At 60.9% G+C, this 14,286-nt stretch carries 1 protein-coding gene; it reads right to left on the bottom strand.

Annotation, left to right across the window (positions count from 1 at the left end):
• Positions 1-4: 4 nt before the first annotated feature.
• A complete protein-coding gene (locus tag EV561_RS27795; RefSeq protein WP_132526571.1) occupies positions 5-14,146 on the bottom strand; it encodes a hemagglutinin repeat-containing protein in 14,142 nt (4,713 codons plus the stop codon).
• Between the last annotated feature and the right edge of the window lie 140 nt (positions 14,147-14,286).

The raw sequence follows: 14,286 nt of genomic DNA, 5'->3' as shown, positions 1-14,286 counted from the left end.
CGCCTCAATATCTTGTCATAATTCCAGTCGCGGGGTCGAATCGGTAGATATTCCCACCATATTGAAGCCTGCTTATTGCTTGTTCGAGCATGTTATCAACCACAGTGCTAGGCCCGACAACCAGATTATAGGGCAACCCGTTAGATGACGCGAAACTCATTTGCGCCGTCAATTGATTGGTCTCCTTTACTGTCGTCGCGTTGTAGAATTTGGCCTCCGTTACGCCATCCAGTGGAGTTCCTGTGCCGCTAGCCACAATAGCGTCAGGAATGGTGTTCTGTGCTGTGCCATCACCTAGAAGACCTGGAACCTTGACTTTGTTTTCTGGAATTCCAACGGACTGAAGAACCTGATTCTGGAAGACAATGCCCTGCTTTTGTGGATCGATTCGTGCGACGCCGGTTCCATTGAACTCAAAATAATTTCCATTGCTGTAGTAGACCGGATTTCCATTGTTGGTTTGTCCGACCGTAGCATATTTCGCCCCATTCGAGCTCACTAGGTCCCCGCTGACGGTCGGAGTGTATGTGCACGAATTGTGAACCCATACCGGTTCGGCGTCTGCGTTGTCAGCTTGCTTGACGAAGTAGGTATGGAAACCAGCAACCGTGAGATTGTAGGCGTCGAGCGCTTTACCGGAAACTCGAACTCCGACGACATCGGTCCAGCTTCCGTCCGCGCCCAGCAATCTGTAGCCCGGTTTCAGGTCACGGGCGGCAACCCAAGCGCCATTGGCGATTGGGCCATGATACAAACGACCTTCAGGCAATGCCGCCGGCTGCACAGCACCTTCCGGCACGATCGCGAAGAAGGGGTGCGTTAGCGTGGTGGTAATAGTCTGCGGATGCCCGCCGCTTTCAGAACGCAAGGTGACATAGACGGTTTCAGCATGCCTGTTGAGCATCTGATGCAGGACAAGCTTATAGCCTTCCTGTCCGTGCTCATCTCGCGACCAGACCCGAGTCTTACCGGGGCGAATATCACGGATAGCGGTGAAGCCATCTATGGTCTTGACCAGCGTCGAGCCTTCGAAGGAGCAGCCGACGATACAAGTGGTGCCTGAGCAGCTTACCCCCTTTAGCTCCAACGCAGCATTGTCGATCTGAGAAGCGCCGATATCCGCGTCAGCGACGACAACCTGGAGCAAGCGGGATGCGCTGTTTGCACCACCAAGCTTGCTGGCATTGACAGCAAAGCTGTAAACGGTCTGACCGCCTACCGTCCCAACAGTCACGACCAGGATGCCGGCATCGACATAGGCTTGATACTTCGCGGCGTCGGCCGCTGAATAGCCCTGGTTCTGAAGCGCCAATTCCAGGATCGACTTGGCTGCCTCTCCGGTGATTGCCTGTTGTGCATCGCCGTAAAGGTGATTAGCTGCACTCGCCGCGCCCAGAAGACCTAGTGCGCAGGCGACCCCGCCAGTGCCGCCACACACTGCCGCTCCGCCAACAACTCCCGCCGCATCAAGGAAAGCTGCGATGCCGCCCTTGCTTTTGGAAATATCCGTCGCAGCATCGGCAAGCGCCTGATCGGGTGTAATCGACCCATTGAGGACACCTGCAAGGTGATCTGCCAAAATGCCGTCATAGCTAAATGCAGATTGCATGACGGCATAAGCGCCGGCCTGCTGTGCCACGGGGAGGCCGGCATCGCTGTCATTTGCCACCGCTTTCTGGAACTCGAGAAGCTGCCTGATCCCCTCCTGACAAGCCGCCGACGCCGTACTGCCGCTGCAATTTGCGATCAGATTCTTCGTATTGTTCTGTGACAGTGTCAGATAATACGCGTTCTTCTGATAGAGCGCGGTGATGTCGTTGGTGCTGCATCCCTGGCTGTCAGGCGCCGCCTGGCACTTTGCGATTGCAGCGGCAATATCCTTGGCTTCCTTAAGCTGCTCATGTGTCAGGAAGTTATAGTTGAACGCATCAAGCGAGGCAGCAGCTCCCGCATTGCCGCCAATAGCGGTTCCGACCAATGCTGCTGCCCATTGCTGGATGGCAATACGCTCAGGCGCAGTTAGAGCGGGGTTTGCCTTCAGGGCGTCCGCAAGTACGCCATTGACCAATTCCTCTGCGGCCGCCGCGGCCGCTGCCTGCCCGGGGTTGCTGCCGGCGACTTGCGCAATCACGGCCGCTGCCGCCGCATGCAAGGCTACTTTGAGCGGGCTCCCTTCGGGAAGCTGAAGCTTCTGGGCGAGATCGCCGATTGCCATATTCGCAAGCTGCGATAGCGCCGCCGCACTCTGCTGCTGGGCTTTCAACTTGTCGATGTCGAACGGATCGACCTGAGTATTCGCCTTGGAGGCATCGGTGTTAAGCCCAGACAGGTCCTGCTGCTGGTTCGTCAGGTTCCAATTGCCGGGCGTGATCGTCGCTAGCGTCGCGCCGCTGTCGCTCTGCTTGGCCGGCTGGCCGACGGTCGGGACGGGAATGCCCGCGCCGATCAGGCTGAAGCCGGTGCTCGTCGAAGAGGCCGACATCGAATTTCCGATGTCGGAATAAAAGATCTCGTTGGCGGCCAAGTCATTGTTTTTGGGGTCGGCGGTCGAGCCGATGAAGCCGCCTCTCAGATCAATCGTGCCGTCGGTATTGACGTGATAGCCGCCGGAACCAGCGAAGATGCCGCTCTGCTGGGAAACATTGGCATAATCACCGGTGATCGTGCCCTGATTGTAGCCGCCGCTGATGCCGCCGGAGCTGATGCCGCCGGAGCTGATGCCGAGTTGGGCACTCTTCGACTTTTCGTCATAGGATGCCGTATCCTGGCGACTTTCGATGGTGATACCATTGACCGCAGCGACGTTAACAGTGTTGCCGGAAAGAACGCCACCGGCCAGTGTCAGCGTATCGCCCGCGACGACGGTAACCGTATTGGTGCCGCTAACATTCGAATTGACCTGCGTAACCGAGCTTGCCACCTGCTTGCCAGAACCGTAGGCCGCGTTCGCGGTCGGGCCGGCGTTGAAAATGTTGCCGCTGGCATCGATGCTCGCGCCCACGCCGAAGCTGGCGCTACCTGACTTGCTGCTGCTCTTGCTGTCGCTGGTGGCCTGCACGCTTTCCAGGTCAACATTGCCCGCCGCCGAAATCAGCACATTGCCGCTATTTGGATCATCGGAGGTCGTCGATGCCTTGCCATCTTTGCCCATTCCCGCGCTGATTTGGACGCCGCGGCCCACAACGTCACCGGATTGGGCGATGATGGTCACGGAGCTGCCGCGAATCTCGGGCGGAACGGGAATCGAGGTCGTCGACTGCTGCGAGCTTTCGCTGAAGCTATAGCCAGCCGTCAGCGAGATCCCGGCGACGGCGGGTTTCAGGCCGGTGACTGGATCGGGCGCCGCGTGGATGGCATCGTAGGTCGATTGCAGGGCGTTATAGCCGTTGACCCCAGCCAGGACCGCAGGCGCTATGCCATAGATACCGTTATCCCCGGACAGCAGGCTGCCTGCCTGCATCGCTTGCTGACCCGCTGCTATCAGCGATGACTGCACCGTAATGCTTACACCGGCAAAGCTCTTCTTCTGCATCTCGGAGGCATTGGTGACATCGTTGCTCGACAGCATGTTGACGTTGTCGCCAGCAATCAGGCCGATCGCGCCGGCGGCGAGAATCTTTCCGGACTGGTCGTTGATGTTGCGGTTTGCGGCAATGGTGATGCTGCCATCGGAATCCAATGTGCTGACGGCATTGATATTGGCGTCTTTCGAGCGCTTCTCTTCCGATTTGGCGACGCCAATGCCGATGGATAGGCTGCCGTCGCCGGAGGAAAAGTTGATGCCGAAGCCGGAGCGTTTGGTCTGACTGGAGGATGACTGCTCTTCAGCCCCCGGCGCGATATTGACATCGCGCGCCGACGAGATGACGGTGCCGTCACCGGAGTGGGAAGACGAGCCGAAGATGTTGACGTCACCTTGAGTCGACGTGATCGTTGTCGTGCCGCCCGACGACAGTGTCGAGCCGATGTTGTCGGTCTCGCTCTGGCTGCTCTTCGAGTCCTTCGATCCATAGATCGAAATGAACCCGCCGCCGGAGCCGACGCCGATGCCGGATTTCTTGACCTGTTTATCGCTCTCATGCTGTTCCTCGGCCCCCATGACGGTGACGGTGGAGCCGGAGAGGCTGAGATCATTGCCCGCTGCTATTTCCGAACCCGAGACCACAGCCTCGCCATCGGCGTTGACAGTGACATTGCCGGACGCGGAAATCGAGGAGCCGACCGTATCTTCGTCATAGGTGTGCGTGTGGGTTTTCGAAGACGACAGGAAGCCGCTCTTTTTGCTGTCGGAGGTGGTCTCGTCTGTATCCTTGCCGGAGGCGATGACGATGTTGCCGGCTGCCTGGATATTGGCGTTGGCTGTATGCGTTGCATCGCCAGCGGCCACATCGGAGGCCGAGATGGTGACGTTGCCACCCGTCGAGGCGATACTGACGCCAGTCTGGCCCGAGATCGACGATCCCTCTGCCGTTGTCGTGGTCTCGGTCGCCTTCTTCGAGCCGAACTTGCTGGACGATGATGCACTGTCGGTCGCTTCGCCGATGGTTACGTCACCCTTGGCAATCAGGTTCGCAGCGCCGCCCTTAGCATCGATGTCGGAGCCGATGACACTGATATTGCCGGCGTCGGCTTGGACGGTGACGTTGCCATTCTGCGAGGTGATCGACGAACCGTTACTGGTGACTGCAGCCGAGGAGGACTGGCCGCCCTTGTAGCCATTGTACGAGCTTGCCGTCGTCTTCGACTGGCTCGCCGTTTGATCCTGCGAGGCGGTAATTGCGATACTGCCGTTCGTCGAGACGATGCCGAGATTGCCGCCGGCCGTCAGCGACGAGCCGCCGATCAGCACACCCTGATTGCCGGATATGAGGGTGGTGCCACCTGATGTGAGCGACGAACCCTGCTGCGTCTGACTGGCGGTCTTGAGGGTCGTGCCGCGACTGATATCGACCGTCGTATTCTGAACGCCGGCAGAGATAATGTTGACGGTGCCACTGGCGGAGGCGACGGACAGGTCACCGCCAACCTTGGCGGAGCTGGCGATGATGTTGACGCCATTGGTGCCAGCAATGCTCAGATTGCCGCCAGTCGTCGTCACCGTGGTCCCGACAAGCGTCTGAACCCCGCCATTATCCTGTTTGACGGCGCCGATCGTGACGGTCTGACCGGAGAGCTGCGCGCTGCCGCCCGCGGCGACCTTCGTCCCGCTCAGCGTCAGGCTGCCCGCGCCTTCGTCCATTTTCAGGTTGCCGCCGGCGGTGATCCCGCCATTGGCGGCAACCACGGTCTGGCCGCCGATGTTCATCGTCTGGGCGGCAAGCGTGATGCCGTTTTCGGCATTGAGATTCATATTGCCGCCAGCGAGGAACGCCCCGCCATTAGCCTTGATGCTCCCCGCGTTGATGGTCATGCCGTCGACTGCGGCAATCGTGCCGGAATTGTTGACGGAGCCGGCATCGATGCTGACCGTATTGCCGGCGATCATTGCCGCGGACGTGGTTTTGGCCCGGTCGGCGGCCGAGAGATAGACGACCGGCACCAGCACCGGCGCGCCATCGACGATCTCGGTCTGGTAGATCACCATCGACTGCGTCAGCGACGCGGCCTGCTGTGGCGTCAACGCCTGCCCAAGGCCAAGTCCGTTCGCCTCGGCATAAGCGACGCCGTTGTCGAGCAATGACTTCATCTGGTCGGTGGCGTTATCGCCGGGAACGAAGGATCCCGCGCCAAGGCCATTGCCGACCAGCTGCCGCATCTGTTCGTCTACGAGCTGATTGTCGAAATAGGCGTCGCCGAGGAAGGGAACCTTGGTTTCCGGCGTATAGCCAATACGATCGATGAAATAACTCGACCCATAAAACTTCGAGACATCGAGGAAGGCAGCCCGCGTCTCGAACAGGAAGACCTGGCCCGGAACCGTGCCGCCGACGCCACCCGATTGCGGCTTGGCAAGCGAGGCGAGTTCAGCGCCGTTCGTCTGCAGGATCTGGGTGAGATTGCCGCTATTGCCGATCGCGGCGGTGAGTTTGCCCATGAGGCTGTTCGGATTGACCGAAGCGCCGGCAATCGTCAGGGTGTTGCCGCTGATGGCAGTTCCGTTAGATGCAGTCACACCGTTGTTGCTGACCGCAACACCGTTCGCCACAGCCAGGTTGCTGCCATTGATCGAAGGACCGCCGCTGGCCCGCAGATTGCTGCTGCCGATCGTCGGCCCCGAGCCGATCGTCGGACCGCTGCCTGTAAGCGACGGGCCGCTGCCCGCGTTGGCGCCGCCATTGGCTGTTACGTTTGAAAGTGCGGCGTTGACGTTGAACAGGGCCCCGCCGGCGGTCATGCTGCCCAGCGCACCAAGCGGATTGTTCGTCGTCGCAGGAGCGTCAATCGCAACCTGACCGGCGATGGAACCATTGGACGCAACGTTGTTGACCGCGCCACCGCCGTTGATGGCGAGGCCTCCGCGTGCCTGGATAACGCCAGAGATCGCACCAATCGCGGCAACGCCGGTAACGGTCGTGCCGGGGTTCAGATCCTTCGAGGGGTCACGCGTGCCATTGGGGTTGGGTTCATAGGTTGTCGTGGTATTTTCGATGCAGGGTCTGTTGGGTCCGCTGCAGTTCAGCGTCGTCGTCTCAACCGTCTTGTCAGGATAATACTGGCACGGCGTCGAACTGCTGCAGGTTGCCTCGGTTATGCGATTGAGCGTGGCGCCGTCATTGGTGAGCGTGCCGGCGACGGTGAGCAGCATGTTGCCGTCGGACTTGATCGAACTGTAGCCGTTCGTGAGGTTGGTGGCATTGATGGTCAAATCCCCACCGGCGCGAATTTGCGCGGACGCGCCCGCGCCGCTGATCAACTGATCCTGGTCGACAATCTGGTGGACAAGGCTGGTGGTGGTGCCATCATCGTCGATGAGATCATAAGCATGCAGGATGTCGTCGGAGACCTGCACGTTGCGTTGGATTGCCGGTCCGGAGGTCGTGGTATTGGTCAACCCGTTGGTCAGGATCGACATGGTGCCGCCCGACTGAATGAGACCGGCGGAGTTGACCACGGCGCCGTTTCTCTGACCACCGCCAGGCCCTGCTATGGTAAGACCGTTGCCGGACAGGATAGCGCCCTGGTCGTTGGTCAGCGTGCCACCGACAAAGAGGTTGGCGTTGTTGCCGGCAAACACGAGACCGGAAGGGCTGTTGTAGAAGTCGCTCGATACGTTGAAGGTGAGATTGTTGCCCGCGGCAAGCTGGCCGGCATTGCCGAGCGATGGCAGATTCAGCGTCAGGTCGTGCGCTGCAAGCAGCGAAGTACCAGCCGTCGTGGTAAGACCTGCAGCAGATATGCTGATATCGCCGGAACCGCCGGCATTGGTCACAGTGCTGACCTGCGCGTTTGAAAGATCAGCGTTGCCCGACAGATTGAGGGCCAGGCCGCCGAAGACAAGGTTACTGCCGGAGAGATTGGCCGAGGAGGCGTTGACGATCAGCGTGCCGCCGCCGGCCATCCGGCTGCCTCTGCTGCCGGATAGATCGAGCGCACCGGTGTTGAGCGTGAGGTTGCCGCCGACGCGGGTGGTGCTGGTATAGGCAATGGCGCCAGGGCTTGTGAGCGCGGCACTCCCCAGGCTTTGCAGACTATTATAGCTGATATTCTGCGTCGCCGTGGCGACAAGATTACCGCCGGAAAGCAATGAGTTGGCACTGATGCTGCCGTTGGAGGCAGCGAGCGTCATGGTGCCGGCACGACGCAACATCAGGCTACGGTTGCCTGATGCATTGGTGGCAGCAAAGTCGACGCCGGAGACCAGCGTATCGATCGAGATCGACCGGGCATTGAGATTTATATCGCCGGTCCCCAGCGATTGGCCGGTGAGCGTGATGGCGTTGCCGGCGGTCAGCGCCAGGTTGCCATGGGCGACGGCATTGGCGCCGATATTGTTCGCCGCATTGGCGGTGATGGTCCCTGCAGCAAGGAGGCTGTTGAAAGCGACGTCGCCTGCCGCGGCGGTGAGCGTCAGATTACCGCTCTGGCCAAGAATGACGTTGCTGGCGCCCGATTGGTCCATCGCGGCAAAATCGACACCGGCCGCGATGACGTTGCCGCTGACGGTAGATCCGGTCATCGAGACGTTGTTGGCGCCCAGGAGCTGGCCATTGATCCTGATCGCGCCAGGACTGCTGGCCGAACCGATCGAGACCGCTCCATGGCCGGTGATGTTGCCGCCCGTAAAGGCACCCGCGGCCACATTGAGGTTGCCTGCGACGATCAGCGTGCCGGCCGACGCGCTTGCGGCATTAATAGTCAGATCGCCGCTTGGTCCGAGAGCGATGGCGCCGTTTGACGATCGCGAAGTGGTCGCGAAATCGACGCCGGTGACTGCCTGGCCCAGTTGGACGGTCAAACCGGAGAGCAAGACATCGCCGGCACTGAGGAGTTGGCCCGAGACATTGACGCTGTTGCTGCCCGTGAGGGTGATGTCGCCATGCCCGGTCACAGCGTTGGCCGTAATCGCAGACCCACTGGCATTGATAGCTCCAGCCGATAGCATGGTCTGCGCGGTGATGCCCGCAGACGCGGTCAGATTCATATCGCCGGCAGTTCCGAGGACTATACCGCCGCCGCGGGCACTGGTGGCAGCGAAATCGATGCCAGAGATCAGGGTCGGTGCATTGATGTGACCGCCGCTAACCGTCAGATTGCCAGCGGTAATGATCTGGTTGCTGACATCGACATTTCCGACAATGCCTGCGCTGCCATGAGTGGTGATGCTGTCGGCAATGAGATCCGCTGCATTCGCCGTGAAGTCCCCGGCCGAAAGGATTGTCCCAGCGGCAATATTGCCGGAGGCCGTAAGATTGGTGCTGCCAGACGACGCCAGCACGATAGTGCCGCCCGCGGCATTGGTGGCGGCAAAGTCGATGCCGGAGATCAGGGTTGGCGCGCTGATGCTGCCGCCATTGATGGTGAGGTCGCCGTCAGCAAGAATCTGGTTGCTGACATCGACGTTACCGACAACACCGACTTTGCCATGGCTGGTAATGCTGCTTGCCTGCAGATTGCCGGCATTCGCCGTGAAATCGCCAGCCGACAGGATCGTGCCGGCCGCGGCCTTACCCACAACGGTAAGGTTCATGGCGCCTGACGGGGCGAGGACGATGTTGCCGCCGCTCGCATTGGTCGCCGCGAAATCGACACCGGAAATAAGGAGACCGGCGTTGAGGCTGTTGGCGTTGATCGTGAGATCACCGGCCGACAACACTTGGCCACTCACATTTACGCGGCCGCTTGCGGCCGTACCGCTGGCCTTGAGGTCGGTCTCGCCATGGCTTGTGATGCTGCTTGCCGTCAGATCCATTGCCTGTGCGGTAAGATCGCCGGCCGACAACAGCGTGCCGACGGTGAGGCCGCCTGTCGAGGTGAGCGAAACGTCACCAACCGTCGTCTGGACGATGTTGCCGTTTGCGGCGGCCGTTCCCGCGAAGTCGACTCCGGAGACGATCGCGCCTGCCGCGATACTCGGGCCGGAAACGCTGATGTTTCCACCACCAAGGACTTGGCCATTGACTGTGGTCGCACCGGCGAGCGTGATATCCTTATGGCCGGTGAGGGTATCGGCCGTCACCGTGGCGGCATTGACGTTGATGGCACCGGCCGCCTCGATCGTCGATACAGAGAACCCGCCGCTGAGCTGGGTCGTCAAATCCCCAGTCTGGCCAAGGACGATATTGCCTCCTGCCCTGGTGGTCGCGTCGAAGTCGATACCGGCGACGACAGATTGGGCCGACAGGCTCTGACCCGTGATCAGCACGTTGCCAGCGCCAAGGATCTGGCCGGCAATGCTGGTGGCACCATTGAGCATCATGTCGCCATGCGCTGTGACGGCATCCGCAGTCACGGTCGCACCGCTGGCCGAAAAACTGCCAGCCGAGAGCAATGTGCCAGTCTTGATAGAACCGGTCGAAGCGAGCGTCAGATTGCCGCTTGTCGTCTGGACGATGTTCCCATTGGCGGCGGCCGTCGCGGTGAAATCGACGCCCGAGACGATAGTCCCTGCCTTGATGCTCTGCCCGGAGACGCCAACGTTACCGCCGCCAAGCACCTGATTGGTAACATTCACACCTCCGACGCCCGTTCCGGAAAGAGTGACATCCTTGTGGCCGGTGATCGAGGCAGCTGCAACGGACGCGCCGCCGACGTCGATGGCACCCGCAGCCTGTATGGTCGGCGCCGCAACGGCGCCATTGACGGCAACCGTCAAATCACCGGTTTGACCAAGGACGATGTTGCCACCGGCTGCATTTGTCCCGGCAAAATCGATGCCGGCAATAACGGTCTGCGCTGACAGGCTTTGACCGGCAATCGACACGTTGCCAGACCCGAGGATCTGGTCTGTCACGCTGATCGCGCCACCAAGCGTCACGTCGCCATGGGCAGTAATGCCATCAGCTGCAATGGTCGAACCGGCCGCGCTGAAGCCAGCGGCAGAGAGTAGTGTACCAGCATCGATGTTGCCGCTCGATGAAAGGCTCAGATCTCCACTCGCGGCGAGAACGATATTGCCATTGGCGGCGGCCGTCCTGGCAAAATCTACACCGGAAACAATGATGCCGGCCCTGATGCTTGAACCGGAGACACTGACATCGCCAGCACCGAGAACCTGACCACCAATCGTGGTCGCGCCGGAAAGGGTGATATCGCCGTGGCCTGTGATCGAACTTGCCGCGACGGACGCGCCGCTGACGTCGATGATGCCTGCGGCCTGCATGGTCGGCACCGCCACCGCGCCATTGACAGCCACGTTCAAATCGCCGGCCTGTCCAAGGACGATATTGCCGCCCGCAGCACTTGTCGCATCGAAGTCGATACCGGAGACGATGGTTTGAGCGGTCAGGCTCTGGCCGGTGATCGACACGTTGCCTGAGCCGAGGATCTGATTTGTGACGTCAACGCGACCGCTCGCGGTCGTCGTGCCGATCGCGCCGCCAAGCGTCACCGCACCATGGGCCGTGATCCCGTCAGCCGTAACGGTCGAGCCGGAGGCTGTCAGATCGCCCGCCGATAGCAGCGTGCCGGCGCTGAGTGCGCCCGAAGCCGCAAGCGTAAGGTCACCGCTCCCGGCCAGCACGATATTGCCATTGGCGGCGGCAGTCCTCGTGAAGTCGACGCCGGAAACGATGGAGTCGGCGCTGATGCTGGAACCGAAGATCGCAACATCCCCGCCGCCCAGCACCTGATTGGTAACATTCACGCCCGCGTCCGCGCCGGAGAGGGTGATATCCTTGTGACCGGTGATCGAATCTGCCGTGACGGATGCGCCGCTCACATCGATGATACCTGCGGCCTGGATGGTTGGCGCCGTGACGGCGCCATTGACGGACACGTTCAAATCGCCGGCCTGACCAAGGACGATGTTGCCGCCAGCCGCATTTGTGCCACCGAAATCAAGGCCGGCGACGATGGTCTGTGCAGACAGGCTCTCCCCGGTGATCGAGACGTTGCTGGAGCCGAGAATCTGGCCGCTGACACTGATGATGCCGCCAAGCGTCATGTCGTGATGGGCCGAGATATTGCCGGCGGTGATCGCCGCACCGCTGGCATTGAGATCGCCGGCGGACAGCAAGGTGCCGACCTTGAGCTGGTCGGACGCTGTCAATGACAGATTGCCAGTCCCAGCCGTGGTCTGGCTGAGTATGACGCCGCCGCCAGAGGCATTGGTGGCGGCTATATCGACGCCAGAAACAACGGCGTCGGCTTTAATGTCTGAGCCGGAAACTCTGACATTGCCTGCACCGAGAACCTGGCCAGTCACATTTACGACACCACTTCCGGCCGTCGCACTGGTGGCGCCCGAAAGCGTGATGTCCTTGTGGCCGGTGATCGTATCCGCAGTGATGGTCTGGCCGCTGGCATTGATCGCGCCGGCTGCAAGCACGGTCCCTGCCTGGATGGCGCCGGCGCTGTCATTGATCGTCAGATCGCCGCTACCCGCCAGCACGATATTGCCACCAGCGGCCTTGGTGGCGGCAAAGTCGACGCCGGACGCAAGAAGACCGACGCCAACACCGCTGGTGTTACTGCTGATTGTGACATTGCCGGCGCCGAGCAATTGATTGGCGACATTGACGCCGCCACCCATGCCGGCGTTACCGCTTGCGGCAATCGCGACATTGCCATGGCTCGTGAGATTGTTGGCCTGCAACAGGGTGGCCTGAGCCGTCAGGTCGCCGGCCGACAGCAAGTTGTCGGCAACGATATTGCCTGCGGTGGCGGTCAGCCCAAGCGTGCCTGACGAACCGAGGACAATGCTGCCGCCATTCGGATCCGAGGCGGCAAAGTCGACACCGGCGGCAATGGCGCCGGCCTGAAGGGCAGAGCCCGAGATCAGGACATTACTGGCAACCAAAACCTGGCCGTTGACGTCAACGCGGCCGCCTGCCGTATTGACCGTAAGCGCTCCATATGAGGTGATGCCGCTCACCATCAGCGATGCCGCTGAGATCGTCAGATCGTTGGCCGACTGAACGCCGCCCGCGGTCATATTGCCGGTCGCGGTCGTCTTGAGGCTTCCCGCCGACAAAAGACTGCCAGTGGCGATATTGCCGCCGGTCGCCGTCAAGCTCAGATCACCGGCTACCCCAAGCACCACATTGCCATTCGGATCAGCACTGGTGGCGGCGATGTTGATGCCTGAGATGACTTTGCCGGTGGAGATGGACCGACCGGTAACATTGACATTACCCTGTGCCTGCACATTGCCGACAACGGCAATATCGAGAGCAGCGTTCGAGGCGATATTCTGGCTGCTCTGCAGCGAGGCGGCCGAGATCGAGCCGGCCGAAGCGGTCAGACTGAGGTCACCGGAGCTAATGGCTGCCCCTGCGATCGCGATATCGCCAGAGGTGGCGACAAGGGTTGTTGCGCCATTGCCAGCGGTGACGCTGCCGGCGGCAATGCCACTACCCGAAGTCATCTGCACGGTCGTACCGCTGTTGACGTCGCCCGACACGCTCAAGAGTCCGGTTCCGCTCGCAAGCACGATATCGCTGTCGGCGGCGATGGACTGCAGAGTGATGCCCTGATCGGTCTGGACCGCAACCTTCTGCCTTGAGGTCACCTTGGCGGCCGTGACCTTCTGTTTCGAGGTGATTGCGACGCCATCGCGACCAGACGCATTGCCGATCGAGATCTTGCCGTCGGCCGATAGCGAGAGTTCACCGGCATTGGCGGCCATATCGCCGCTCATCTTGACCCCGGCGCCTTTTTCCGTGACGACGACCTTGATGCGGTCGGCCCGCATGGCGCCGAGTGCGGTGCCGTCGATCGCGTATTCTGGCGTGCCTGACGTCGCCGTGAGCGCGGTGGCCTCGCCCGTCGCATAGTTGTATTGGCTGGCGCCGCCCGTTAGCCGCAGCGTCTTGCCATAAACGGGCGCATTCACATGGATGTTGCGGGCAACGACGTCGAACAGATCGACCGCACCGGGAGCGGTCGCAAAGTTCCCCCCTGCCCCTTCAAAGGTGACATCGCCGCCGTTGACGGTAAAGCCGGACAAGCTACCGTCGGCGCCGATATTGGGCACACCGGTGGTCAGCGTCGCACGCGGCGTATTGATGAAGCCACAGCCGTTGCACGTAATGCCGTTCGGGTTTGCGATGATGACATCGGCCCTGCCGCCAAACACTTCGGTCGGGCCGTTCAGCGCCGAACGATTGCCGCTGGTGATCTCATTGAGGATGACGGAAGCTGGATTCGATCCATAGAGATTGGGATTGCCGGGTGTCACGCCCCCGAGATTGGAGGTCCCGACCTCGCCCTTGAAATTGTTGAGGATGAGGCCAGGCGTTCCGACATTGAAATCGTCGTATTTGTTGTGCGACAGGCCGGCGCCGTTCGGCGTCACGATGTCGATCAGCGGCACGCCGTTCGGGGCGGCCCCGACGCCCGGCCGATTGGTCGTCGGCGCCGTCGCGCTGGCAGAGATCGATTGGGCGTTGGCAATCGCCGGCTGCAGAAACAGCAACGCGCTCAGGGTGATCGCAAGCGACTGATGGCAGAGGCGCACAAGCCAAAGCACGGCGTTGCCTGCCGGCGACCGCAACGCGGTCCGTTCATTGAACGATTTGCCGGAATCCTGCCCTGAACGCTTGCTCACGATACGCTCTCGCCCTTCTGAGGCTAGGCCACGGGGCGGATCTCGCCAAAAATGTAGCCTATGTCTTGCCTCGCCCGGGCCGCGTCATGCGGCACCATATTGAATGATTTTCTTGATGGACTTGTCGGCGAAGGTCAATC

It is taken from the genome of Rhizobium sp. BK376, from assembly GCF_004341625.1.
Taxonomy (GTDB): domain Bacteria; phylum Pseudomonadota; class Alphaproteobacteria; order Rhizobiales; family Rhizobiaceae; genus Rhizobium.
Note: the sequence above shows the minus strand (reverse complement) of the source record. Positions and strands in the feature narration are given on the sequence as shown.